Below are 24,147 nucleotides of genomic sequence, written 5' to 3'. Positions count from 1 at the left end.
GCCCGGTGACCACTACCACCAAAGTATAAGACCTTAACAATCACTAACTAACTGAATATAAATACAAAAAAACCAAAACCCATCGAAGAAGGGGTAGCGGAAAGCCGGGTTTAGGTATTAAGGGGTAGGCGGCGAATTAACCAGCGCTGAAAACGTAATGGGCAAAAAAAAGCGCGGACGAAGCCGCGCAAAGGGATAACCAAAAAGGTCAATGCATTAGCGAGAGGATTTCCGGCCATAAACGGCCCAGGTAATAACCACACACGCAATGTAAAAGACGAGGAACAGCTTCATCGCCCCGGCAGGCGAGCCGGTCAGCGCCAGGGAGGTGCCGAAGGCTTTAGGGATAAAGAATCCCCCGATGGCCCCAATGGCCGAAATAAAGCCCAGCGCTGCGGCGGTATCCGTGGCGGCCTCGCGCAGGGCGACTTCATCGCTGCCACCGGCGGCTTTTACTCTGTCCATTGTCAGCTTACGGAAAATCACGGAAATCATCTGGAAGGTTGAGCCACTGCCCAGCCCCGCCGTCAGGAACAGCATCAGAAACACCCCGAAGAAGGCGATGAAGTTCCCGCCCTGTCCGTTCGTTGGCAGCGTGGTGAACAGCAGCGCGCTGAAAATGGCCATCAGCATGAAGTTATACAGCGAAACTCTGGTGCCGCCCCAGCGGTCGGAAATCGCCCCACCTGCAGAACGTGCCAGGGCGCCAAACAGCGGGCCGAAGAAGGCAAAATGCAGAATGTTGACGTCCGGGAACTGGGTTTTAGACAGCATCGCAAACCCGGCAGAAAAGCCGATGAACGAGCCAAATGTCGCCAGGTAGAGCAGCCCCAGAATCCAGAGATGGCCGCGCTTAAGCACCGGCAGTTGCTCACGCAGGGAGGCTTTCGACGCCGAGAGATCGTTCATTCCGAACCAGGCGGCTAAAGTGAATACCGCCAGAAACGGTACCCAAATCCACGCGGCATTTTCCAGGAACAGCATCGTGCCGTCGCCCTGTGCCACGCCTTTGCCGCCAAAAACGGCAAACATCGACAGGGAGATAACCAGCGGGGCCACCAGCTGCATCACGCTCACGCCCATATTCCCCAGCCCACCGTTAATCCCCAGCGCGCCGCCCTGCTTTGCCTTCGGGAAGAAGAAGCTGATGTTTGCCATGCTGGAGGCAAAGTTCGCCCCGGCAAAGCCGCACAGCAGCGAGATACAGATGAAGGTGTTAAACGAGGTGCTGGTGTCCTGCACGGCAAAGCCCAGCCAGACGCACGGAATAATCAAGATCCCCGTGCTGAACGCCGTCCAGCGCCGGCCGCCAAAGACCGGCACCATGAACGAATACGGTACGCGCAGCAGCGCGCCGGAAACGGAAGGTAACGCCGTGAGCATAAACAGCTGATCGGTGGTGAAAGTAAAGCCGACCTTATTCAAATTCACCGCCACCGCGCTGAACAGCATCCAGACGCAGAAGGCCAGCAGCAGGCTTGGGACGGAAATCCACAGGTTGCGGCTGGCGATCCGATGACCTTTTTGCTGCCAGAACTGCGGGTCTTCCGGCCGCCAGTCGGTAATCAGTGCGCCCGACGGCTTCTCGGGAACGGGAGACTGTGACATAAACACCTCATTTTGTGTGAGTAAATGCCGCAACCTTAGGGTTCCTGTGTCGAGATTAGTTGATGTAAATCAAGGGATAATCTATCTCTCCGGCGGGCAAAAAAGCCCCCTCATTCTTTGTGAGTAATCTTCTGGCAAAAAAATAACGTGATTTATCACACCCCTGCGGGACTTGCTGCCGACCGCTCCCATTGCCCTGCCACCTCTGGCAATTTGGGGGTAATCCTTTGGAGGTATGGGTATACTCCAGCTGTTGACTGAAAATAGCGCCACTCGTCACCTTTCCCACTCAGGAGCCCGTTTGCCAATGCTAAAACGCCTGTTTTCTCCCCTTTCGCTGGTCAATCAGCTCGCGCTGGTTGTCATGCTGCTGGCGATGTTAAGCGTGGTGGGAATGGCGATGGCTGGCTGGCTGGCCCAGGGGATTTCGGGCAATGCCCACGCGATCAACAAAACGGGCTCCATGCGCATGCAGAGCTACCGCCTGCTGGCAGCCATTCCGCTGACGGAGCAGGACAAGATGCTGCTGCGAGAAATGGAGCAAACCACATGGAGCGACGATCTCCGCCTTGCAGCCGAGCGCGACGGGCAGCAGGCCAGGCTTCAACAGCTACAAGATTACTGGCGCAGCACGCTTGAACCCGCGCTGATTGCCGCCCAAACGCCGCAGCAGGTAAAACCCGCCGTCGCCCATTTTGTCGCCAGCATTGATGAACTGGTCAGCTCCTTCGACCGCACCACCGAGATGCGTCTGCATCACGTGATTTTGCTGCAGCAGGGTATGGCGGTGTTACTCGGGCTGTTGATCGTCTTTACCCTGATTTGGTTACGCAAAAGATTACTCCGCCCGTGGCGTCAGCTACTGGCGATGGCCACAGCCATTGGTCAGCGGGACTTCACCCAACGGGTGAATATTCGTGGCCGCGACGAAATGGCCACGCTTGGGAGCGCGCTTAACAGCATGTCCAGCGAGCTGGCGCAAAGCTACGCCGTGCTCGAGCGGCGGGTCCGGGAGAAAACCGCCGGGCTTGAGCAAAAAAACCAGATGCTCACCTTCCTCTACGAGGCTAACCGCCGCCTGCACGCGCAGGCTCCGCTGTGCCAGCGTATTTCCCCCGTACTGAGCGAACTCCAGGTTTTAACGCCGCTGCTGGGCATCGTGCTACGGGTGTACGAGTACGAAGATGAAGAGAATTATCAGGAGTACACGTTCCAGCCGGACGCGCACTGCGATGCCCGGGGCTGCCAGCTGTGCCCGGATGCCGGGGCAGCGCTGCCGCAGGATACCACCACGCTGAAATGGCGCCTCACCGACAACCATCTTCATTACGGCCTGGTGCTGGCCCAGCTTCCGTTGGGCAAAACGCTGACCGAAGACCAGTTGCAGCTTATTGCCACGCTAATGGAGCAGCTCACCGCCACGCTCGCCATGGAGCGTCAGTATGAACACCAGCAGCAGTTAGTGGTGATGGAGGAGCGATCTGCCATTGCCAGGGAATTGCATGACTCCATCGCCCAGTCACTTTCCTGTATGAAGATGCAGGTCAGCTGCCTGCAAATGCAGGGCAAAACGCTGCCGGACGAGAGTCGGACGCTGCTGGAGCAAATACGCGGCGAGTTGAATACCTCCTGGCGGCAGCTGAGAGAATTGCTGACCACCTTCCGCCTTAAGCTCACCGAGCCGGGTTTGCGCCCGGCGCTTGAGGCCAGTTGCCAGGAGTTCAGCGACAAACTTGGCTTCCCGGTGGCGCTGGACTACCAGCTCCCGCCGCGCTTAGTGCCTTCTCATCAGGCCATTCATTTGGTGCAGATTGCGCGTGAAGCGCTGAACAACAGCCTGAAACACGCGGAAGCCAGCGCCTGCGGTATCAGCGTCACCCGCCACGGAAATCAGGTACGCCTTGTGGTGTGGGACAACGGGCGCGGTATTTCCGGCAGCGGCGAGCGCAGCAACCATTACGGCCTTATTATCATGCGCGACCGCGCACAAACCTTGCAGGGTGACTGCCAGGTTCGCCCCCGTCCCTGCGGCGGCACCGAAGTAGTCGTCAATTTTATCCCCGAAGCACCGCTTTCTTCCGTAATAAGGAGCGAAGAATGAGTCATCAGGAAGCAGCAACCATTTTGCTGATAGACGATCATCCCATGATGCGTACCGGCGTTAAGCAGCTGATCAGCATGGCGCCAGAGCTGGCCGTCGTCGGAGAAGCCGGTAGCGGCGAACAGGGCGTGCAGCTTGCCGAAGCGCTCGATCCAGACCTGATCCTGCTCGACCTGAATATGCCGGGCATGAACGGGCTGGAAACGCTCGACTGCCTGCGCGAAAAAGCGCTGTCAGGACGCATTGTGGTGTTTACCGTTTCGAACCATGAAGAAGATGTGGTTACCGCCCTTAAGCGCGGCGCGGATGGCTATTTGCTGAAAGACATGGAGCCGGAAGATTTGCTCAAAGCCCTGCAGCAGGCCGCAGCGGGGGAAATGGTACTCAGCGAAGCACTGACCCCGGTGCTGGCGGCCAGCCTGCGGGCCAACCGTGCAACCTCAGACCGTGACGTCAATCAGTTGACTCCGCGGGAACGCGATATCCTGAAGCTGATAGCCCAGGGGCTGCCGAACAAAATGATCGCCCGTCGCCTGGACATCACCGAAAGTACGGTGAAAGTGCACGTCAAACATCTGCTGAAGAAAATGAAGCTCAAGTCCCGAGTGGAAGCGGCCGTTTGGGTTCACCAGGATCGTATTTTTTAGCGCCGGCTACTCCTCCGGCAGCAAGGAGTAACGCGGGTCACTTTCGGGGGCAATCAGCAGCGGTGCGGCAGGCTGGAGCACAATCTCATTCGACGAGACGCGCTGTCCCTTTTCGTCTTCCACAGTGACCGACAGGTGATATTCATTTGTGACACCTGACTGCCATGCAGGCAAAATAATGCTCCAGCCGTCGGTGCTGAGCGGCCGTGCCGGCGGCGTCAGGCTGAGTACCTGGGTATCTCCCTGCCATACCAGCCGCCGGATGCCATGCGTCGCTTTCACCTGCAGCTTAAGCAAAACCGTTTCTCCCGGCTGCAGCTGCCACGGCGGCGTGGCCAGGAATACTGACAACGTTTTACGCTGGCGGAACTGCATCACCGGGGCGGACTCGCGCTCAACGCTATCGTAGCGGCTGCCGCGCAGGGAGCTGGTCGCGGCCACTTCGTCCGCCGAGAGCTGCTTCTGCAGCGGCACCCCGAAACGATAATTCAGCTTGAGCCCCAGATTTTCCTGCGCGACGCCGCTTTCACCCTGCTTGTGCTGGGCCGTGAGCGTGATCAGCGGCACGGGCGTATAGTTAATGCCCATCGTCACCGCGACTGGGTTTCGGTATCCGCTATCGCTGTCGAAGAGCGTGACGTTGTCACCAAAGTATTGTTCGAAGCTAAGACTGGTCGCAATATGCCGATAAAACGGCAGCCAGGCCTGCGCCGTGACGTCATAGCCCCGGGCCAGGCGCTGCTCAAGCGTGTCGGTTTGCCCGCGCCAGCCGTTCAGCGGCTGGTAATAATTGGCCGAAAGCCTCAGGTATTCGCCCCAGGCTTCGGCGCCAAATCCCGCCCGCTGTAGCTGCGTAGTCAGCTGATTATCGTAGAACGAGTTGTAGCCCAGTAGCCAGCTTCCGGCGACCCAGCGCTGCCCCAGCCCGAGGTTACCGGTGGTGCCGTATTTTTGCTGGCTAAAGCCGAGCTGGCTCCAGGTCAGATAGCGGCTGTTGTCCTGCCAGGGCGTGAAAAGCGAACCATTGCTGCCCTTCCAGCTCCCGTGTTCATCCACCCGCAAATTGACGCTGGCTTTGCCCCAGGGCGAAAGCAAAGCCTGGGTTTCATCGGTCACTTTGTCGGCCAGTAAATCTCTCAGGCTGGTAAAAGCGAACAGTCGCGCCTGCTCGCCGGTATCCAGCCCGTTGTCCACCATGCTGTCTTCGCCAAACTTCTTCGCCATTGCGGCAATCCTGCGCGCGGCAGCATCGGTTTCAGGCGCGAGGCCCATGTTCGGCAGGTCATCCGCGGGAGAAGAGAAAGGGTTTTGGGCCGCGGGAACAACGTTGTTTGAGGTACTCATTGCCCCTCCCGGACGAGGGAGCAAACAGCTCAAGGTTAAAAGCGGAACGGCAAATCTACGCATTGATTAATGATAACACACTGGTTTTGCTCTTAACCCACCGGGGACACATGCATGTACGACTCCAGGATTAATCCTGCTTTTCCGGGCACAAATCATACCCAGCGATAACTCAGGGCGATACACTGCTTCTCACGCTTAGCGTTATCATCAAGGAGAAACCCATGCAGAAAATAGTCATCATTGCCAACGGGGCGGCGTACGGCAGCGAATCGCTTTTTAATAGTTTGCGGCTGGCCATCGCCCTGCGCGACCAGGAGCCGCAGCCAGAAGTAAAACTGTTCCTGATGTCCGATGCTGTGACCGCTGGCCTGCGCGGTCAGAAGCCAGCTGAGGGATACAACATTCAGCAGATGCTCGAGATTCTCACCGCGCAAGGTGTGCCGGTTAAGCTCTGTAAAACCTGTACCGACGGGCGCGGGATCACCAGCCTGCCGCTCATTGAAGGCGTTGCCATCGGCACGCTCGTTGAACTTGCCGAATGGACGTTAGCGTCGGACAAAACCCTCACTTTCTAATTATTTCAGCGCGGGAATATTATTTGCTTATACCCTCTCCCGCGCCATCAAGTTACCTGCATTTGTTGCCGATATTTTGCTTAGGACAACACAGCAGCAGGATAACAATTATGGTTAGATCTCTTCGTACACGTCTTCTTTTAGTCACGGCAATTTGCCTGGTCTCAGCTCTATGTCTCAACACCTTCATTAATTACGCCGTCACCAGCCGCGATAACCAACGTGCCATCACCGACACACTAACCAGCACCAGCCTGAGCCATTCCGTCGCTATCAGCGACTGGGTCAGCGGTAAAATGGCGATCGTTAGCTCCCTGGAAAACACCGCGCTGAGTGAAGATCCTATCCCGGTCTTCACTCAACTGGCCAAAGCCGGCGGCTTCACCAATATCTACGTCGGTTATGCGAATAAAACCGCAAAATTTTCTGATCCAACGGGGGTACCGGCCGACTTCGACCCCACCGGGCGCCCGTGGTATCAGCAGGTGGTGAAAGACGACGCTCCCGTCGTCACCGCTCCTTACGTGGATGCCGGTACCGGTAAGCTGGTCGTGACTTTTGCCGTGCCCATTAAGCAAAATGGCAGCCTTAAAGCCGTCGTCGCGGGGGATGTGGCGATGGACAGCGTGGTGGCGAACGTGCGCAGCATTCACCCAACGCCCGCCAGCAGCGGGCTGCTAATCAACAGCGATGGGACATTGATTGCCGCTCAGGATCCGACCCTGACGCTGAAAGCCTTTTCTGATGCCGTTCAACAGGCTGATTTACCTCAGCTACTCGGCGATATACATCGCGCCGTCGGCATAATCAGCGGGCAAAGCAAACAGCTGATGGCTACGCCGATTAGCGGCACGCATTGGTATCTGGTCGTGGCCCTCGACGAACATGATGCCACCTCCGGGATGCGCGCTTTACTGAAGGCTTCCGCCATCGCCCTGCTGGGGTTGGTGCTGATTTCTGGCGCAATTGTGCATCTGCTGATTAGCAAGGTGATGAGCCGCCTCGGGACGATTCGCGACGGGATGCGCGCCATCAGCAACGGCACAAATGATTTATCTCAGCGGTTGCCGGAAACGGGTCACGATGAAGTGACGGAAATCGCCCACGCCTTTAACGCCTTCAGCGACAAGTTGGGCGTAGTCATGACCCAGCTCAGGGATTCAAGCGCCTCGGTGAAAGTCGCCGCCAACGAAATTGCTGCAGGCAATCAGGAGCTTTCTGCCCGCACCGAGCGGGCCGCCTCCAGCCTGCGAGAAACAGCCAGCGCCGTAGAGCAAATCACAGCCTCTGTCGCAAACTCTACGACTTCTGCCGCTCAGGCCAACACTCAGGCCCACAGCGCCGGTGAAGCCGCTGAACGCGGGGGTGAAGTGGTCTCGAAGGTTATTACCACCATGCAGGCCATTGAGCTGGCCTCCGGCAAGATTGGCGATATTACCGGCGTCATTGACAGCATCGCTTTCCAGACCAACATCCTGGCGCTAAATGCCGCCGTTGAGGCTGCCCGCGCGGGTGAACAAGGCCGGGGATTTGCCGTGGTCGCTGGCGAAGTGCGCAACCTCGCCAGCCGCAGCGCACAGGCGGCGAAGGAGATCAAAAGTCTGATCGACTCCACCACCGCAAGCGTTGCCGATGGCTCGCTTTACGTGCGCCAGGCCGGTGAGGCGATGGACAAAATAGAACAAAGCGTCGGCAGCGTTTTGGTCATCATGCGCGAGATAACCCTCTCAACCGACGAACAGATGAAAGGGATTCAGGAGATTAATCACGCGGTGACCCATCTGGACAATATGGTACAGCAGAATGCTGAACTGGTAGTGGAATCCGCGGCGGCGGCGGGTGCATTGCAAAGTCAGGCTGGAGAGTTAGCGGAAACCGCGGGGCATTTCCGTATTTAATGGTGCGCGGGCGGATGTTTGCCAACGAAACGCCCGCCAGCTGAAAGGTTTCAGGCACAATATGATTATTGTTTAATCGTTGCGGCATTTTTTGATCAACATCAGCATTTACCCCTCTCGGCTCTGGTGTGATGCCATGAGTGATTTGTGAACAACATCACGAACCAGGACAGCACCTTTGGGGGCCAGCAGGCCATGTTTGATGCGGAAGTGGAGTGAAAAATGCCAGTAGTAAAAGCCAGTTTAAAACTTTTTGGTGGCGATACCGTGGTGGTTCGCTGTTCGAATAACTGTCATATCCATTTGATGTGCGACTCAGACAGGCGCGGTAGCACGGAGGCCGACGTGCTAAGCGTGCAAAATCGCCAGTCGGCCTATATCGCCGTGCCCTATAGCGGGACCTGGAAGGTGCTGATCGACAGTCATACCCAGTCGCTGGAGCACTCCATCAGTTTTGTTCCGGCATAAAACACTGAGGCCACCTTTCGGTGGCCTTTTTCTTACTATGCAAAACCAGGCAGCAGCCCGCTGTTATCCTCATGCCCGCTCAGCCAGGCCCGCACCTGGTTTGCCAGTTCGGACATACAATCGTCCTTCATTCCGTGCTTTTTCATTTCCTGCTCGAGCGAAAAAAGATACTGAGCATTGGTGCCCAGCGGCCCGCTGGCAGAAGCGATCAGCGGTGCGATGGTTTCTGCCCGGGTATCCGCCTCATAAAGCGGGTGACGCGGGTCCATAATGAACACCAGCGCGTTGACCATCCGCCCATCGTCCAACCCGAGTTTGCACCAGGTTGGCATATAGCAGCCGGTAATCATCTCCCGCTTCCAGACCAGCGTCAGTTCGTCTTCCAGGCCTGCCTCCGGCAACCGGTAAGCCAGCCCGGTCGTTCTGCCGCCCTCTTTAAGCGCGAGCATACGTCCAGGGCGGCAGGCGGTTCCACGCCCCGCCGTCAACCGTAGGCAAAATGCACGATGCCAGCCCACCAGCATGCCGGGGGCTGACTCTTCAAATTCAAAAGCCGGGTTCCACATCAGTGAACCGTAACCAAAGAGCCATACCGGACTTTGGTCTGGGCGACAAGCGAGCGTGGCGGCAAGAGACGCCGAACGCTGCTCAGGGGACCACAGTAACGATTCCTCAATGGCACCAAAAGCCGTCTTACAATCCGCTTTCATTAAGAAATCACGCGTTAACACGATATACCTCCGCCACTGCTTGCTTCCGTGCGACTGCACACGCTGCGCCTTCCCGGCATTTATTGACAACTTTTGCCTACTAATAGAGCAATATATCAAGACCATAAGCAATTCACCGCGCGCTGGCAAGCATGATAGCGATCACAAAACAGATAAATTGTCATTTTTTCTTGTCAGACTGATGTGTGTTACCCTGTCGCCAATAAATTAGTCACACATAATGGAGGGTTAATTTTCATAACACTTCTTTTGGTAAACAATGCACTCGCTCGTTACTCTATCTCTAACATACTGATTTCGCGATCAGGTTGTGATTTTCGTGCCAACACCCGGGGAAAACACCGTCGAAAACAGTGGTTATTTGATTTAATGAGATTCATATCGATATGTTTTATTTAAATTAAATAAAGAATACACGACCTTTTGGTGCACCAGCCATAAATTTAAATAAATGCCGTAAAAATAAGTAAATTTTTGACTAAAAGTAACGGTTTTTTGCTAGTTTATATGACTTCAAAAACCTGACTATAATGATCAAAACAGGTTATCGCCTGCAGAGATGGAGAAGTTGAATGACAAAAACACAACATGAGGCGGTAAAAACCCGCCACAAGGAGAGTTCTCTCATTTTCCCGGTACTGGCACTGGCGGTACTGGCGATGTGGGGGTCAAGCCAGTCCCTGCCGGTGGTTGTCGGCATCAATATTTTGGCGCTGGTCGCCATTCTGAGCAGTGCCTTTAGCGTTGTTCGCCACGCGGACGTGCTGGCGCACCGTCTGGGTGAACCCTACGGCTCACTGATTCTGAGCCTGTCGGTCGTTATTCTTGAAGTTAGTCTGATTTCCGCGCTGATGGCCACCGGCGATGCAGCCCCGACGCTGATGCGCGACACGCTCTATTCCATCATCATGATTGTGACCGGCGGCCTTGTGGGCTTCTCCCTGTTGATGGGCGGTCGCAAATTTGCCACGCAGTACATGAACCTGTTTGGTATTAAACAGTACCTGATCGCGCTGTTCCCGCTGGCGGTGATCGTGCTGGTGTTCCCGATGGCGCTTCCGGGCGGCAATTTCTCTCTGGGCCAGTCCCTGCTTGTAGCGCTGATCTCTGCCGCCATGTACGGCGTGTTCCTGCTGATTCAGACGAAAACGCACCAGAGCCTGTTTGTTTACGAGCACGAAGATGAAGGCGACAGCGACGACCCGCACCACGGCAAGCCATCCGCGCACAGCTCCGCATGGCATACGGCCTGGCTTATCGTCCACCTGATTGCAGTGATTGCCGTGACCAAGATGAACGCCAACCCGCTGGAGCATCTTCTGGACGCGATGGATGCCCCAGCCCAGTTCACCGGCTTCCTGGTCGCCTTGCTGATTCTGTCTCCGGAAGGGTTGGGCGCGTTAAAAGCGGTGCTGAGCAACCAAGTGCAGCGCGCCATGAACCTGTTCTTCGGTTCCGTGCTCGCCACCATTTCTCTTACCGTACCGGCGGTGACGCTGATTGCCTGGTTCACCGGCAACGACCTGGTTTTCGCCCTAGGCATGCCGCAGATGGTGGTGATGATGGCGGCGCTGGTCCTGTGCCAGATTTCGTTCTCCACCGGACGCACCAACGTGCTTAACGGCACCGCGCACCTGGCGCTGTTTGCTGCCTACCTGATGACAATCTTTGCCTAAGTAAACAGCAAGACCGCCTGTAAAGGCGGTCTTTAATATTTGCTCCTCCTCCCACGGGGAGAGCATCAGGCCACTACGGACTCATTTCGCAGTCTCCCTCAAGGGAGGGTTCCAAATATAAAAAAACCCGCCGAAGCGGGTTTTCTTTTTTGCAGCAATTACTTGCTGGTGTCCAGCGGCTCGAAGTTCTTCACCAGATCGTCAATCGCTTTAATCTGGGTCAGGAAAGCTTCCAGCTTCGCCAGCGGCAGCGCAGATGGGCCGTCGCAGCGGGCGTTATCCGGGTCCGGGTGCGCTTCAATAAACAGACCAGCGAGGCCAGTAGCCATCCCGGCGCGAGCCAGTTCAGTCACCTGCGCACGACGACCGCTTGACGCCGCACCAAACGGGTCACGGCATTGCAGCGCGTGGGTGACATCGAAAATCACCGGCGCGCCGTTAGAGACCTGCTTCATCACGCTGAAGCCCAGCATGTCGACAACCAGGTTGTCGTAGCCGAATTGCGTGCCGCGATCGCACAGGATGATTTTGTCGTTGCCGCCTTCGGCGAATTTATCCACGATGTTGCCCATCTGACCAGGGCTGACGAACTGTGGCTTCTTCACGTTGATGACGGCGCCGGTTTTGGCCATCGCTTCAACCAGGTCGGTCTGGCGAGCCAGGAAAGCTGGCAGTTGAATCACATCAACCACGTCAGCCACAGGCTGTGCCTGGTGAGCTTCATGCACGTCGGTAATGATTTTCACGCCGAAGGTCTGCTTCAGCTCCTGGAAAATCTTCATGCCCTCTTCCAGGCCCGGGCCACGGTAGGAGTGAATGGATGAACGGTTAGCTTTATCAAAAGAGGCTTTGAACACGTACGGGATACCCAGTTTTTGGGTCACGGTCACGTAGTGTTCGCAGATGCGCATCGCCAGGTCGCGGGACTCCAGCACATTCATGCCGCCAAACAGCACAAACGGCAGGTCGTTTGCGACGTTGATATCGCCAATGTTAACCACTTTTTGTTTCATATGTTCGCCTTATCAGGTGTGAACTTAATGCAGGGTAATCTGCTTGTGCGCAATCGAATTGATTTGCGCCTTAATCATTTCGCTAATCGGATCTTCCGGGCACTGCTCAACAAAATAGCTCAAGTCGTTGAGCGCCACGTGCTCGCAGTCCAGCTGCGCATAAATCAGGCCGCGGTCGCGAATTTCGTACGGATCTTCCGGATTAAACTGCAGCAGTACTTCGCTGGCGCGCAGCGCCATCTCCATCTGCCGCTCCTCCATCAGCGCGGACTTGAGCGTATCCAGCAGCTTGCGGATCACCTCCGCGTTGTCGGACTCGTCAAGATCTTCGTCGAAAAGCTCCGCCGTCGGGTTAATATTGCCCTTGATCCACACTTCCAGCGTGTGCTCATCCAGCGTATCGCCGTTAAACGGATTGATAAGCCACATTTCGCCGTCCATCCAGTCGGCACGCAGAATAAGCTGCGTCGGAAAAATCACCGGCATCAGCGGAATATCAAGCTGCTCGGCAAGCCACAGCAAAATTGCCCCAAGGGAAACCGCGCTCCCCTGGCGACTTTTTAAAACGTTGTCCAGCCACAGGGCGTCGGACAGGCGATACACGCCGCCTGAGTCCTTAAAGCCCCATTCGCCGTAAAAGAGTTCCAGCAGTTTTTCCAGCTGCAGGTCGGGATGTGTCCCCAGGCAAATCTCTTCTTTTGCCAGCTTCACCAGTTCCCCGAGCTGTGCTTTCACTTCTGCGGTCGGGAAATCATCCCGAATCAGCTGCGAGACCAGAATCATGCCCTCGCAGAGCGGTGCCTGATTAAATTCGAAATCGGCTAACGACTTCATACTTACCCCAATATCGGTATTTTAGTGGTGGCGAGTTTTATGATGATGTAAAGCACCACCAGCCCCAGCAGAAAAGCAAACCAACGAACCTGCTGGCTGCGCGGACGTTTTCCCAGCGCGATAAAACCTAAAGCGATATAGATAATAACGCCAAACAGCTTTTCAGTCAGCCACGTTCCCTGCGGCGTAAAAGGATAGAAATGCGTAACCATAACCAGCGCAAAACCGCTGATCAATAACAGCGTATCATTAACGTGCGGTACGATGCGCACCCAGCGCTTGCCGGACATCACAGACCCGCGATATTGCCACCAGTAGCGTAAAACAAACAGGCTGATTGAAATAACGACGGTGAAAATATGCAGATATTTAAGTGAAAAATAAGTCGCCAAAATGTCTGTTCCTTAATAAGTCAAAGATAGCGTCCTGACGTCAGGCGATCGTTATCGCCATAATCTTTGTAGGTTGCAACCTCGGTAAAACCGGCGTCCCGCAGCAAGCGCTGCACGCTTTCGCCCTGCGTCCAGCCGTGCTCCAGCACCAGCCAGCCACCGGGCTCAAGAAAACGGCGTGAATCGTTAACCAGAGTTTCTAAATCGGCCAGACCATGATTGTCCGCTACCAGCGCGCTTTTCGGTTCAAAGCGAACGTCACCTTCACTGAGGTGCGGATCGGCTTCGTCGATATACGGTGGATTACTGACAATCAGCGCAAAGCGCTGGGCATCAAGGGCGTTAAACCAGTGGCTTTGCAACACCCTGACGTTGGTTATGCCCAGGTTTTCTGCGTTCGTTTTCGCCAGCGCTACCGCTTCCGGCACCACGTCCAGCGCGGTGACGTCGCAGTCAGGACGTTCGCTGGCCAGCGCCAGAGCGATAGCGCCCGTCCCGGTGCCAAGATCTAACATTGCGCACGGGGTTTTCGGCAGCTTGGTTAACGCATGTTCGACGAGACATTCGGTATCAGGGCGAGGAATCAGCGTCACCGGAGAAACGCGCAGCGGCAGCGACCAGAACTCACGTTCGCCCACAAGATGTGCAATCGGTTCACCGCGTTCCCGGAGAGCCAGAAGCCCATCAAGCTCGGCTTGCTGGGCTGGCGTCAGCGAGGTTTCACCAAAAGCGAGGATAAACGTGCGGGATTTGCAGGTGACAAACCCCAATAAAATCTCCGCATCTCGCTTTGGGCTTTCGCTTTGCGCCAGGCGCTGAACGGCCTGGCGAAGCCATGACTGAAACTCCATTAATCCTGCTCGGACAGCGCCGCGAGCTGATCGGCCTGGAACTCCTGCACAATCGGCTCGATCAGGGCGTCGATTTTCCCTTCCATCACTTCATCCAGACGGTAAAGCGTCAGGTTAATGCGGTGATCGGTCACGCGCCCCTGCGGGAAGTTGTAGGTACGGTTGCGGTCAGAGCGGTCGCCGGAGCCGAGCAGGTTACGGCGAGTGGAAGCCTCTTCCTGCTGACGTTTGGCGACTTCGGCGGCGCGAATTCGCGCCCCCAGCACGGAAAGCGCTTTGGCTTTGTTTTTATGCTGGGAACGTTCGTCCTGGCACTCCACCACAATGCCGGTCGGCAAGTGAGTAATACGGATTGCGGAGTCGGTGGTGTTAACGTGCTGCCCACCCGCCCCAGAGGAACGGAAGGTATCGATGCGCAGATCCGCCGGGTTAATGTCCGGCAGTTCCGCCTCTGGGATTTCCGGCATCACCGCCACGGTACACGCGGAAGTATGAATACGTCCCTGGGATTCCGTGGCCGGAACACGCTGCACGCGGTGGCCGCCGGATTCAAATTTCAGGCGACCATAGACGCCCTCGCCGCTGATTTTTGCGATCACTTCTTTGAAGCCGCCGTGCTCGCCTTCGTTGGCGCTGATGATTTCAATGCGCCAGCGGCGGGCTTCGGCATAGCGGCTGTACATGCGGAACAGATCGCCGGCAAACAGCGCAGCTTCGTCCCCGCCGGTGCCGGCACGAACTTCGACAAACGCATTGCGCTCATCGTCGGGATCTTTTGGCAGCAGCAGAACCTGAAGCTGCTGCTCCAGCTCTTCGCTGCTGGCTTTGGCTTCGGCCAGCTCTTCCTGCGCCATTTCGCGCATTTCCGGGTCGCCGAGCATACTTTCTGCGGTTTCAATGTCTTCCTGTACCTGACGCCATTGCAGGAAACAGCGCGATACATCGCTTAACTGGGCATATTCACGAGACAGGGCGCGGAAACGGTCCTGATCGGCAATGGTCGAGGCATCGCCTAGCAGGGCCTGAACTTCTTCATGGCGCTCCTGCAAGGCTTCCAGTTTGGCAACAATAGAAGGCTTCATGGGCGGTGGTTCACCTTGTAATAAGAGTTGTGTGTGCTAATCCAGCCCGAGGCTGTTACGCAGGATTTGCAGGCGTTCGTCGTCCCCGTCACGGGCAGCCTGCGTGAGCGATTTGGTTGGGGCATGAATCAGGCGATTGGTCAGTTTCCAGGCCAGATCCTGCAGTACGGATTCCGCGTCGCCGCCCTGTTGTAGGGCAGCCAGCGCTTTGGCAGCGAGGTCGTCTCTCACCTGCTCTGCCTGACTACGGTATTCGCGAATGGTCTCGGAGGCGCTTTGCGCGCGCAGCCAGGCCATAAATTCACTGCATTCCTGCGCCACGATAGTTTCAGCCTCAACCGCCGCCGCTTTGCGCTGCGCGAGGTTGCTCTGAATAATGGCCTGCAGGTCGTCCACGCTGTAAAGGTAGGCGTTCGCCAGCTTACCGACTTCGGGTTCAACGTCACGCGGTACGGCGATGTCTACCAACAGCATCGGCTGGTTACGACGGGCTTTAAGCGCGCGTTCCATCATCCCCTTGCCAATGATAGGCAGCGGGCTGGCGGTAGAACTGATGATGATATCGGCATCCGCCAGACGTTCGTCAATTTCACTCAGGCTAATCACTTCCGCGCCGACCTCATCGGCCAGCACCTGAGCGCGTTCTCGGGTACGGTTGGCGATAATCATCTTCTCAACTTTATGCTCGCGCAGATGGCGGGCAACCAGTTCGATAGTCTCTCCGGCACCGACCAGCAGGACAGTTACCGAGGAGAGAGATTCAAAGATTTGCCGTGCCAGGGTGCAGGCGGCAAACGCGACGGAAACGGCGCTGGCGCCAATGTCGGTTTCGGTGCGCACGCGCTTGGCAACGGAGAAGGACTTCTGGAACATGCGCTCCAGCTCGCTGGAAAGCGAATGGCCTTTTTGGGAGTCGGCAAAGGCTTTTTTTACCTGCCCGAGGATCTGCGGTTCGCCCAGCACCAGTGAATCCAGGCCGCTGGCCACGCGCATCAGATGGCTGACGGCATCGTTATCGTGGTGCCAGTAAAGGCTTTTACGCACTTCCTCTTCGTTGAGGTTATGGTAATCGCACAGCCAGCGCACCAGCCCTTCGTGCAGATTTTCCTGTTGCTCAACGCTCAGATATAACTCGGTTCTGTTGCAGGTCGACAGCACCACTCCGCCCTGAACCATAGGCTGTTCCAGCAAACTGCCCAACGCCTGGTCGAGCGTGTCTGGCGAAAACGTTACACGTTCTCGCAGCGATACCGGCGCGGTTTTGTGGTTAATTCCTAACGCTAACAGGGTCATGGAGCGGTCTGAGTAATACCGATGTTGATAAGGATTTCTGGTCGCATCATACAGGATGAGCCGAATCAATAAAAGAGAGCTTCCCCTTGTGGAGTAAGTGGATGATTTATGATTTAAGACAACATGACCGTAGACGCCCTGCCGCCCGCCCGCTAGCATGAACGGTTGACCACAAAAATGAATTTAAGGATTTGCTGCCGCCATGTTGATGCCAAAAGCCCGCCTGATGCGCCTTCTGCCCCTTGCCAGCCTCGTGCTGGCCGCCTGTTCAGTCAACCAACCGAGCGGCCCGGGCAAAAGTCCTGACTCGCCGCAGTGGTTAGAACACCAGCAACAAGTGCAAAAAATCACCCAGTATCAGACGCGTGGCGCTTTTGCTTATCTCTCCGATAGCCAAAAGGTATATGCCCGCTTTAACTGGCAGCAAACTGCCCCGGACCGTTACCGCCTGCTGCTGACCAACCCGCTCGGCAGCACCGAACTTGAGCTTAACGCTCAGCCGGATCGGGTTCAGTTAACCGACCGCGACGGCAAGCGCTACACCGCCACAGATGCGGAAGAGATGATCGGCAAGCTGACCGGGATGCCTATTCCGCTGAACAGCCTGCGTCAGTGGATGCTTGGCCTGCCGGGCGACTCCACGGACTACAAGCTGGACGACCAGTACCGCCTGCGCGAAGTAAACTACACCCAGGGCGGCAAAACCTGGAAAGTGGTGTACAGCGATTACGACACTAAAACCCAACCTTCTCTGCCGTCCAACATGGAATTGCGCGAAGGCGACCAGCGTATCAAGCTGAAAATGGACAGCTGGACGGTGAAATAATGATTTCCCGCTGGCCTGCCCCTGCAAAACTGAACCTGTTTCTGTACATCACCGGCCGCCGTGCCGACGGTTATCACAACCTGCAGACGCTGTTTCAGTTTCTTGATTATGGCGATACGCTCACCATCGAACCGCGTCCCGACGGCGTCATTCGGCTGGTAACGCCGATTGACGGCGTGCCTGATGAAGAAAACCTGATTGTGCGCGCCGCCCGTATGCTGATGGAATACGCGGCAGAAAAAGGCACCCTGCCCGCTGACGCAGGGGCAGATCTCGGCGTTGAGAAGCAGCTTCCGATGGGCGGCGGACTGGGCGGCGGCTCCTCCAACGCGGCTACCGTACTGGTGGCGCTGAACCAGCTCTGGAAAACCGGCTGCAGCGAAGACGAACTGGCCGCGCTGGGCATTCGCCTTGGTGCCGACGTGCCGGTATTTGTCAGGGGCCACGCCGCCTTTGCTGAAGGCGTCGGTGAAATCCTGACGCCGGTTGAACCTGAAGAAAAATGGTACCTGGTTGCTCATCCGGGCGTCAGTATTCCAACGCCGATCATTTTTGGCGATCCTGACCTCCCGCGCGAAACCCCGGTCAGGTCAATTACGACGTTGCTAAAATGTGAATTTGTCAACGATTGTGAGGTTATCGCAAGAAAACGTTTTCGCGAGGTTGATGCCGCGCTTTCCTGGCTGTTAGAATACGCGCCGTCGCGCCTGACCGGCACCGGCGCTTGTGTGTTTGCTGAATTTAACACCGAGCACGCCGCCCGGCAGGTGCTTGAGCAAGCCCCGGAATGGCTGCATGGGTTTGTTGCGCGAGGCGTTAATAGATCTCCGCTGCATCAGGCCATATCCGGGCAAGCTGGGCATTGGTGACAACGTCACCTCGTTTCAGACGTTGCATCGTGCTCTTTAATACACCGCCTGGATGGGGGCTACCCCGCCCGCACATTAATGCGGTAGCAACCATCCGCCACTGGACGCATGCCTGAGGTTCTTCTCGTGCCTGATATGAAGCTTTTTGCTGGTAACGCCACCCCGGAACTAGCACAACGTATTGCCAACCGCCTGTACACCTCCCTTGGTGACGCCGCCGTCGGTCGCTTTAGCGACGGTGAAGTAAGCGTACAAATCAACGAAAATGTACGCGGTGGTGATATTTTCATCATCCAGTCCACCTGTGCCCCAACGAACGACAACCTGATGGAATTGGTTGTTATGGTTGATGCCCTGCGCCGCGCTTCTGCAGGTCGTATCACCGCTGTTATCCCTTACTTTGGCTACGCTCGTCAGGACCGCCGCGTGCGCTCCGCTCGTGTACCCATCACTGCGAAAGTCGTTGCTGACTTCCTCTCAAGCGTAGGGGTTGACCGTGTTCTCACCGTGGACCTGCACGCTGAACAAATCCAGGGCTTCTTTGACGTCCCGGTAGACAACGTCTTCGGTAGCCCAATTCTGCTGGAAGATATGCTGCAAATCGGCCTGGAAAACCCAATCGTGGTTTCCCCGGACATCGGCGGCGTGGTACGTGCCCGTGCTATCGCTAAGCTGCTGAACGACACCGATATGGCTATCATCGACAAGCGCCGTCCGCGCGCTAACGTTTCCCAGGTTATGCATATCATCGGTGACGTGTCCGGCCGTGATTGCGTGCTGGTTGACGACATGATTGATACCGGCGGCACCCTGTGTAAAGCAGCTGAAGCGCTGAAAGAACGCGGCGCTAAACGCGTATTCGCCTATGCCACTCACCCTATCTTCTCCGGTAACGCGGTGCACAACCTGCGCAACTCGGTGATCGACGAAGTGATTGTCTGCGATACCATCCCGCTGTCTGATGAAATCAAAGCCCTGCCAAACGTCCGTACCCTGACCCTGTCCGGTATGCTGGCAGAAGCCATTCGTCGTATCAGCAACGAAGAATCTATCTCTGCGATGTTCGAGCACTGATAGACATTGCTTTTAAAACCCGCTGCGGCGGGTTTTTTCGTTTTTGAACTACTCTTTTTCAATGCCTCCTTCACCTGCCTGAACGACAGATGATGCGCTCACGGATGGAATCACAAGTGAAAACCGTATCTTCTTCTCACGTAATGCCATTCCGCGCCCTGATTGATGCCTGCTGGCGCGAAAAGTACACCTTGTCCCGCTTTAGCCGCGACGCCATCGCCGGTGTGACCGTCGGGATCATCGCTATTCCTCTGGCTATGGCGCTGGCCATCGGCAGCGGCGTTGCGCCGCAGTACGGTTTGTATACTGCCGCCGTGGCCGGGATTGTCATCGCCCTTAGCGGCGGCTCGCGCTTCAGCGTCTCCGGCCCGACAGCGGCTTTCGTGGTGATCCTCTACCCGGTCGCGCAACAATTCGGGCTTGCTGGCCTACTGGTTGCCACGCTGATGTCCGGGATATTCCTGATCCTGTTTGGGCTGGCACGCTTTGGGCGGCTTATCGAATACATTCCGCTGTCGGTGACGCTGGGCTTTACCTCCGGAATAGGCATCACCATTGCGACGATGCAGGTGAAAGACTTTTTCGGCCTGACGCTGGAGCACGTGCCGGAGCACTACCTGAATAAAGTGGCAGCGCTGGCGATGGCGCTGCCTACGGTGAATATGGGCGACGCTGCGATCGGCATCGTGACGCTGGCGGTGCTGATTCTCTGGCCGCGCCTGGGGCTTCGCCTGCCGGGGCATCTGCCTGCGCTGCTGGCGGGCTGCGCCGTGATGGCGATGGTGACTTTGCTTGGCGGTGAAGTTGCGACGATTGGCTCCCGGTTCCACTACGTGCTTGCCAACGGCACCCAGGGCAACGGCATTCCCCAACTGCTGCCCCAGCTAACGCTCCCGTGGGCGATGCCAAATTCGGACTTTACGCTTAGCTGGGATTCACTTAGCGCCCTGCTACCTGCGGCGTTCTCTATGGCCATGCTGGGTGCCATCGAATCCCTGCTTTGTGCAGTGGTGCTGGACGGCATGACCGGCACCAAACATAACGCCAATAGCGAGCTGGTCGGCCAGGGGCTGGGAAATATTATTGCCCCGTTCTTCGGCGGAATTACCGCCACCGCGGCCATTGCTCGCTCAGCCGCCAACGTGCGTGCCGGGGCAACTTCGCCGGTGGCCGCGATTATTCACTCGCTGCTGGTGATCCTGGCCCTGCTGGCGCTCGCCCCTCTGCTTTCCTGGCTGCCTCTCTCGGCGATGGCGGCCCTGCTGCTGATGGTGGCGTGGAACATGAGCGAGGCGCATAAAGTCTTCAACCTGCTGCGCCGGGCGCCGAAAGACGACATCATCGTGATGCTGATCTGCATGTCGCTGACCGTGCTGTTTGACATGGTGATTGCCATCAGCGTCGGCATTGTGCTGGCGTCTCTGCTTTTCATGCGCCGGATAGCTCGTATGACCCGCCTCGCGCCGCTTAGCAATGTGAATGTGCCTGAGGATGTGCTGGCGCTGCGCGTCACGGGACCGCTGTTCTTTGCCGCTGCCGAAGGATTGTTCATTCAGTTGGCCCAGCAGGTGCCGGAGCATCGGGTGGTTATTCTGCAATGGGATGCGGTTCCGGTGCTGGACGCAGGGGGTCTGGATGCCTTCCAGCGCTTTGTAGAGAAAATGCCGGAAGGCTGCGAACTACGGGTGACGAACCTTGAATTCCAGCCGCTGCGCACGCTCGCGCGGGCTGGCGTGAAACCGATTCCCGGCCGCCTTGCGTTCTTCCCGGACGTTCAGGCCGCACTGGCCGCCAATTAGCGGCCAGGTTCACTCCTACTCCTGCCCGGCTTCGCGTCGTCGCCGGGCGCTCACGCTTTCACGGTTCACGCCCCAGTTGTCGGTTTCAACCTCGTCGATAACCACAAAGGTGTCGGCGGGCTTTTTGTTTAATACCTGCTCCAGCAGATCGGTGACGCCCTCAATCAGCGCCAGCTTCTGCTCTGCGCTGACCCCTTCCCGGGTGACGCGAATATTAACGTATGGCATAGCGGTTCCCCGTTACCAGATCCCGGCAGTGCTGCCGCCGTCCACGGCCATGACCGTGCCGCTGACGAATTGTGAATCCGTCAGGTACAACACGGCGTTCACCACATCCTGCACGGTACCTGTCTTCCCGCTCGGCGACAGAGAGCTTAGAAAACCTACCGAGCCCGAATAATCCGCGTGCAGCGGTGTCTCAATAATGCCCGGCGCAACGGCGTTAACCCGCACATTATCCGCCGCCAGTTCTAAAGCCAGCGCCCTGGTCGCCTGATTTAGACCGCCCTTCACCATCACCGGCAACAAGGCAGGCACCTTGACGTTAGGCTGCATGGCCACACTCGCCGTGATGTTCACAATGTGCCCCGATTTGTTTTTGCTCATATGGCTGGCGGCCAGCTGGGACGGGAACAGAAACCCTTTCAGGTTGGTGTTAATCAGCGCGTCGATATCCTGCTCGCTGTAGTCGCTCGCCGGTTTTGGGATAAAGATCCCGGCGTTATTGATCAGAATATCCACGCGGCCAAAAGCGGCAATAGCCTGCTTAAACAGTGCTTCAGCAGTGGTCTTCAGCCCAATATCTCCAGGCACTGCCAGGAAATTCGCCGGGTTACCGAAGCTTGCCGCCGCCGTTTCTAAGCGCTTCAGCGTTCGGCCATTACCGACAACATTGTAGCCGCGAGCCAGGTAAGCCTGCGCGATAGCCAGGCCGATGCCGCTTGAAGCACCGGTCACAATAACGGTTGGGGTTGAGTTCATGATTTGCTCCTGTGGGTGAATGTGGAGCTCACTATACTTATGACACAATGACCGATAAATTAGCCATCCGTAACATGACATGATACTTCATGTAATAAATAGAAAGAGAACATCGGAATGAAACGCCACTTCGAAGAGATGCAGATCGGCACGCTGGAGCTGTTTTGCCAGGCCGCGGAACAGCTGAGCTTCAGCGCGGCGGCCAATTTTATGGGGATCACGCCCGCGGCGGTCAGCCGCTCTATCGCCCGCCTTGAAGAGCGCTTAGGCGTGCGCCTGTTCGTGCGTACAACCCGCCAGATCAGGCTGACAGAAAGCGGGGAGCGCTATTTCCGCCAGTGCCAGCAGGCGCTGCAGCAGCTCAGAGAGGCAGAGCGGGAAGTCACCGGCGCGCAGAGAGAACCCGCTGGCGTGCTGCGAATTAGCCTCCCTACCCCGTATGCGCATTATCGAGTGCTGCCGCTGCTGCCGGAATTCAGGCAGCTTTACCCCCGCGTCTCGGTGCAGGTTCACATCAGCAACCGCAACATCGACTTTGCCGATGAAAGTTACGACATTGCCATTCGCGGCCGCTCACCTCAGGATTCATCGCTTATTGCCCGCAAACTCGAAGACGCGGAGCTTATCACCGTGGCTTCCCCGGCCTATTTAGCCCGGGCGGGAATACCCCAAACGCTGGACGACTTAAATCACCATGAGTGCATCCAGTTTGAGCTGCCGAGCACCGGGCGAAAAGTCCCCTGGACGTTCAGCGTCGACGGCAAAGATACCGACATTTTTACCCACGGCGGCTTTACCTGCGCGGAAGATGTATTGGGGGTAGTGACGCTTGCCAGAAGCGGAGCAGGCCTGATTCAGACCTACCGGTTTATTCTGGAGCAGGATGTGGCCGACGGAACGCTGGTTGAGGTGCTGCCGGAGTACAGCGGCACCTCACGACCGTTTATTTTACTTTACCCTCACGCTCGCCATCTCTCTTTACGCGTCAGGAGCCTGGTTGATTTCTTAGTCCAGCGGACTGGAACATAGCGCCAATCGCCCTCTGCAGCCAGGCCAGCACCTCCGGCGTCATCCAGGTGCCTGTGGCAAGCTCTGGCTCGTTCGCCATCGCGGTGCGGAATTTTTGCTGCGTTTGCACAGACGGCCCGGCAAACGACTGAAACAGTTCCAGCCAGCGACGTGCGAGCTGCTGTGCCTGCTCTGATTCAGCTTGTACGCCTTCCGCATTGGCCTTACGCACCGCGGCCACCAGCGGCGGCCACTCCTGCATACGGTCGAAATAGTGGCGGCTGGTGAAAGCAAACTCCTCATCGTTGAGGTAGCGCCGGTAAATATTCAGCTTGCTGTGGCCGAATGCGTGAGTTACGTATTCGGTCAGCGCCGGCGAAATCCCGGTCTGGCGGGCCATGTCCGGCTCAGCCTGATGCATTTTGTTCAGGCGAACCAGAAAATCCGGCTCACCCGCCGTGTCACGCTCCAGGATTTCCATCCAGTACACCGCCAGCCGCTGGGCGCGCTCATCCGCAGGTGGAACGCCCTGGGCATGAAGCCCGGCCACCTCGTCTACCAGTTGTTTCCATTCCGCGTCACGGCGGCTATCAGCCTGCGCAAAAGGCAGGCGCTCTAACTCTTCTTTTGAAAAATAGCGATCGTACATCGTCATTAACTCCAGCGTAGTCAGCCATTCCTCGAGGTCAGGTTCTGCGCCGCTGCGCAGAGTATCACGCAGCGTAACCAGCCGCTGGCGCAGCACGGCGATTTCAGCCAGCTGGCCATCCAGCACGGAGATCTGCGAATCCAGGATCTCCTGGAGCGACAGCGCCTGACGCTCGAGACAGTCGCGCACCTCACCCAGGCTCATTCCCATCCGGCTCAACGCCTGAATATGATGTAGACGGGCGATATCCAGCCGGTTATACAGTCGATAACCCGCGGCGGTGCGGGCAGAAGGCAGCAACAGGCCTATAGCTTCATAGTGGTGTAGCGTCCGTACCGTGATCCCGGCACGCTTTGCCAGTTCACCTACTTTGAACAACATGTCCTGCTCCTTTTGGCTTCTGCTGAGAGGGAGTGTGCAGCCTC

23 protein-coding genes are annotated in these 24,147 nt (G+C 56.9%); 11 read left to right on the top strand and 12 right to left on the bottom strand.

What is annotated here, in order from left to right:
• Positions 1-216: 216 nt before the first annotated feature.
• A complete protein-coding gene (locus tag ACR6JA_RS05175; protein WP_494492992.1) occupies positions 217-1,608 on the bottom strand; it encodes a NarK family nitrate/nitrite MFS transporter in 1,392 nt (463 codons plus the stop codon).
• Between the two features lie 307 nt (positions 1,609-1,915).
• Here ACR6JA_RS05175 and narX point away from each other — a divergent pair, with 307 nt between their 5' ends.
• Entirely contained in the window at positions 1,916-3,709 is a 1,794-nt protein-coding gene (narX, locus tag ACR6JA_RS05170; RefSeq protein WP_213716036.1) for a nitrate/nitrite two-component system sensor histidine kinase NarX, read from the top strand.
• Positions 3,706-4,356 carry a two-component system response regulator NarL gene (gene narL / locus ACR6JA_RS05165; protein ID WP_008454210.1) on the top strand — a complete coding sequence of 217 codons (651 nt, stop codon included), beginning with the start codon at positions 3,706-3,708 and terminating at the stop codon, positions 4,354-4,356. The genes narX and narL overlap by 4 nt, the downstream gene beginning before the upstream one ends.
• A gap of 6 nt (positions 4,357-4,362) precedes the next feature.
• Here the strand turns inward: narL and ACR6JA_RS05160 are convergent, their stop codons facing one another.
• Entirely contained in the window at positions 4,363-5,763 is a 1,401-nt protein-coding gene (locus tag ACR6JA_RS05160) for a YchO/YchP family invasin (RefSeq protein WP_494492991.1), read from the bottom strand.
• 161 nt (positions 5,764-5,924) lie between these two features.
• Here ACR6JA_RS05160 and ACR6JA_RS05155 point away from each other — a divergent pair, with 161 nt between their 5' ends.
• The 3 genes from ACR6JA_RS05155 (at position 5,925) to ACR6JA_RS05145 (ending at position 8,644) form a co-directional block, all read left to right on the top strand.
• Positions 5,925-6,278 carry a DsrE/DsrF/TusD sulfur relay family protein gene (locus tag ACR6JA_RS05155; RefSeq protein ID WP_166873277.1) on the top strand — a complete coding sequence of 118 codons (354 nt, stop codon included), beginning with the start codon at positions 5,925-5,927 and terminating at the stop codon, positions 6,276-6,278.
• Positions 6,279-6,388: 110 nt separating this feature from the next.
• Entirely contained in the window at positions 6,389-8,176 is a 1,788-nt protein-coding gene (locus ACR6JA_RS05150) for a methyl-accepting chemotaxis protein (protein ID WP_494492990.1), read from the top strand.
• Positions 8,177-8,398: 222 nt separating this feature from the next.
• Positions 8,399-8,644: a DUF1883 domain-containing protein gene (locus tag ACR6JA_RS05145; RefSeq protein WP_213716039.1), complete on the top strand. Its 246-nt coding sequence runs from the start codon at positions 8,399-8,401 to the stop codon at positions 8,642-8,644.
• 35 nt (positions 8,645-8,679) lie between these two features.
• On the opposite strand, the gene ACR6JA_RS05140 is transcribed toward ACR6JA_RS05145, so the two are convergent.
• Complete coding sequence (locus ACR6JA_RS05140; protein WP_494492989.1) at positions 8,680-9,375, bottom strand: gamma-glutamylcyclotransferase; 696 nt, start codon at positions 9,373-9,375, stop codon at positions 8,680-8,682.
• A 572-nt stretch (positions 9,376-9,947) separates the two neighbouring features.
• Between ACR6JA_RS05140 and chaA the strand changes: the two genes are divergently transcribed.
• Complete coding sequence (chaA, locus tag ACR6JA_RS05135) at positions 9,948-11,051, top strand: sodium-potassium/proton antiporter ChaA (protein ID WP_213716041.1); 1,104 nt, start codon at positions 9,948-9,950, stop codon at positions 11,049-11,051.
• 158 nt (positions 11,052-11,209) lie between these two features.
• Here chaA and kdsA read toward each other — a convergent pair whose 3' ends face one another.
• The 6 genes from kdsA to hemA are packed head-to-tail and all read right to left on the bottom strand — an operon-like array spanning position 11,210 to position 16,516.
• Positions 11,210-12,064 carry a 3-deoxy-8-phosphooctulonate synthase gene (gene kdsA, locus ACR6JA_RS05130; protein ID WP_008454194.1) on the bottom strand — a complete coding sequence of 285 codons (855 nt, stop codon included), beginning with the start codon at positions 12,062-12,064 and terminating at the stop codon, positions 11,210-11,212.
• Positions 12,065-12,088: 24 nt separating this feature from the next.
• Positions 12,089-12,898: an invasion regulator SirB1 gene (gene sirB1 / locus ACR6JA_RS05125; protein ID WP_008454192.1), complete on the bottom strand. Its 810-nt coding sequence runs from the start codon at positions 12,896-12,898 to the stop codon at positions 12,089-12,091.
• Positions 12,899-12,900: 2 nt separating this feature from the next.
• Positions 12,901-13,290, bottom strand: a complete 390-nt coding sequence (locus tag ACR6JA_RS05120; RefSeq protein WP_008454190.1) for a SirB2 family protein — start codon at positions 13,288-13,290, stop codon at positions 12,901-12,903.
• 20 nt (positions 13,291-13,310) lie between these two features.
• Entirely contained in the window at positions 13,311-14,141 is an 831-nt protein-coding gene (gene prmC, locus ACR6JA_RS05115; protein WP_494492988.1) for a peptide chain release factor N(5)-glutamine methyltransferase, read from the bottom strand.
• On the bottom strand, positions 14,141-15,223 hold the full coding sequence (gene prfA, locus ACR6JA_RS05110; protein WP_008454187.1) for a peptide chain release factor 1: 1,083 nt from the start codon (positions 15,221-15,223) through the stop codon (positions 14,141-14,143). The genes prmC and prfA overlap by 1 nt, the downstream gene beginning before the upstream one ends.
• 36 nt (positions 15,224-15,259) lie before the next feature.
• A complete protein-coding gene (gene hemA, locus ACR6JA_RS05105) occupies positions 15,260-16,516 on the bottom strand; it encodes a glutamyl-tRNA reductase (RefSeq protein ID WP_008454185.1) in 1,257 nt (418 codons plus the stop codon).
• Between the two features lie 202 nt (positions 16,517-16,718).
• Here hemA and lolB point away from each other — a divergent pair, with 202 nt between their 5' ends.
• The 4 genes from lolB (at position 16,719) to dauA (ending at position 21,084) form a co-directional block, all read left to right on the top strand.
• On the top strand, positions 16,719-17,342 hold the full coding sequence (gene lolB / locus ACR6JA_RS05100) for a lipoprotein insertase outer membrane protein LolB (RefSeq protein WP_213716044.1): 624 nt from the start codon (positions 16,719-16,721) through the stop codon (positions 17,340-17,342).
• Positions 17,343-17,344: 2 nt separating this feature from the next.
• Positions 17,345-18,211: a 4-(cytidine 5'-diphospho)-2-C-methyl-D-erythritol kinase gene (ispE, locus tag ACR6JA_RS05095; protein WP_494493260.1), complete on the top strand. Its 867-nt coding sequence runs from the start codon at positions 17,345-17,347 to the stop codon at positions 18,209-18,211.
• Positions 18,212-18,337: 126 nt separating this feature from the next.
• Positions 18,338-19,285 carry a ribose-phosphate diphosphokinase gene (gene prs / locus ACR6JA_RS05090; RefSeq protein WP_008454180.1) on the top strand — a complete coding sequence of 316 codons (948 nt, stop codon included), beginning with the start codon at positions 18,338-18,340 and terminating at the stop codon, positions 19,283-19,285.
• Positions 19,286-19,401: 116 nt separating this feature from the next.
• Positions 19,402-21,084, top strand: a complete 1,683-nt coding sequence (gene dauA / locus ACR6JA_RS05085) for a C4-dicarboxylic acid transporter DauA (protein ID WP_494492987.1) — start codon at positions 19,402-19,404, stop codon at positions 21,082-21,084.
• Positions 21,085-21,099: 15 nt separating this feature from the next.
• Here the strand turns inward: dauA and ACR6JA_RS05080 are convergent, their stop codons facing one another.
• Positions 21,100-21,312 (bottom strand): tautomerase family protein, encoded by a 213-nt coding sequence (locus ACR6JA_RS05080; RefSeq protein ID WP_008454175.1) that lies wholly within the window; start codon positions 21,310-21,312, stop codon positions 21,100-21,102.
• Between the two features lie 12 nt (positions 21,313-21,324).
• On the bottom strand, positions 21,325-22,065 hold the full coding sequence (locus ACR6JA_RS05075; RefSeq protein ID WP_494492986.1) for an SDR family NAD(P)-dependent oxidoreductase: 741 nt from the start codon (positions 22,063-22,065) through the stop codon (positions 21,325-21,327).
• Between the two features lie 117 nt (positions 22,066-22,182).
• On the opposite strand from ACR6JA_RS05075, the gene ACR6JA_RS05070 reads away from it, so the two are divergent.
• Entirely contained in the window at positions 22,183-23,094 is a 912-nt protein-coding gene (locus ACR6JA_RS05070) for a LysR family transcriptional regulator (RefSeq protein WP_213716048.1), read from the top strand.
• Here the strand turns inward: ACR6JA_RS05070 and ACR6JA_RS05065 are convergent.
• Entirely contained in the window at positions 23,051-24,103 is a 1,053-nt protein-coding gene (locus ACR6JA_RS05065) for a MerR family transcriptional regulator (RefSeq protein WP_213716049.1), read from the bottom strand. The genes ACR6JA_RS05070 and ACR6JA_RS05065 overlap by 44 nt on opposite strands.
• Between the last annotated feature and the right edge of the window lie 44 nt (positions 24,104-24,147).

The sequence above is a fragment of the Cedecea sp. B1(4) genome (assembly GCF_059414925.1).
The sequence above is the reverse complement of the archived record's forward strand: the minus strand, read 5'-3'. Positions and strand labels throughout refer to the sequence as shown.

What these genes read in the sequence shown, in the direction of transcription:
- hemA (WP_008454185.1), bottom strand. Translation starts at nt 16,516, where the DNA reads ATGACCCTGTTAGCGTTAGGAATTAACCACAAAACCGCGCCGGTATCG.
- kdsA (WP_008454194.1), bottom strand. Translation starts at nt 12,064, where the DNA reads ATGAAACAAAAAGTGGTTAACATTGGCGATATCAACGTCGCAAACGAC.
- lolB (WP_213716044.1), top strand. Translation starts at nt 16,719, where the DNA reads ATGTTGATGCCAAAAGCCCGCCTGATGCGCCTTCTGCCCCTTGCCAGC.
- narX (WP_213716036.1), top strand. Translation starts at nt 1,916, where the DNA reads ATGCTAAAACGCCTGTTTTCTCCCCTTTCGCTGGTCAATCAGCTCGCG.
- ACR6JA_RS05150 (WP_494492990.1), top strand. Translation starts at nt 6,389, where the DNA reads ATGGTTAGATCTCTTCGTACACGTCTTCTTTTAGTCACGGCAATTTGC.
- sirB1 (WP_008454192.1), bottom strand. Translation starts at nt 12,898, where the DNA reads ATGAAGTCGTTAGCCGATTTCGAATTTAATCAGGCACCGCTCTGCGAG.
- ACR6JA_RS05155 (WP_166873277.1), top strand. Translation starts at nt 5,925, where the DNA reads ATGCAGAAAATAGTCATCATTGCCAACGGGGCGGCGTACGGCAGCGAA.
- ACR6JA_RS05065 (WP_213716049.1), bottom strand. Translation starts at nt 24,103, where the DNA reads ATGTTGTTCAAAGTAGGTGAACTGGCAAAGCGTGCCGGGATCACGGTA.
- ACR6JA_RS05070 (WP_213716048.1), top strand. Translation starts at nt 22,183, where the DNA reads ATGAAACGCCACTTCGAAGAGATGCAGATCGGCACGCTGGAGCTGTTT.
- prfA (WP_008454187.1), bottom strand. Translation starts at nt 15,223, where the DNA reads ATGAAGCCTTCTATTGTTGCCAAACTGGAAGCCTTGCAGGAGCGCCAT.
- chaA (WP_213716041.1), top strand. Translation starts at nt 9,948, where the DNA reads ATGACAAAAACACAACATGAGGCGGTAAAAACCCGCCACAAGGAGAGT.
- ACR6JA_RS05175 (WP_494492992.1), bottom strand. Translation starts at nt 1,608, where the DNA reads ATGTCACAGTCTCCCGTTCCCGAGAAGCCGTCGGGCGCACTGATTACC.
- ACR6JA_RS05075 (WP_494492986.1), bottom strand. Translation starts at nt 22,065, where the DNA reads ATGAACTCAACCCCAACCGTTATTGTGACCGGTGCTTCAAGCGGCATC.
- prmC (WP_494492988.1), bottom strand. Translation starts at nt 14,141, where the DNA reads ATGGAGTTTCAGTCATGGCTTCGCCAGGCCGTTCAGCGCCTGGCGCAA.
- ACR6JA_RS05160 (WP_494492991.1), bottom strand. Translation starts at nt 5,763, where the DNA reads ATGCGTAGATTTGCCGTTCCGCTTTTAACCTTGAGCTGTTTGCTCCCT.
- ACR6JA_RS05145 (WP_213716039.1), top strand. Translation starts at nt 8,399, where the DNA reads ATGCCAGTAGTAAAAGCCAGTTTAAAACTTTTTGGTGGCGATACCGTG.
- narL (WP_008454210.1), top strand. Translation starts at nt 3,706, where the DNA reads ATGAGTCATCAGGAAGCAGCAACCATTTTGCTGATAGACGATCATCCC.
- ACR6JA_RS05080 (WP_008454175.1), bottom strand. Translation starts at nt 21,312, where the DNA reads ATGCCATACGTTAATATTCGCGTCACCCGGGAAGGGGTCAGCGCAGAG.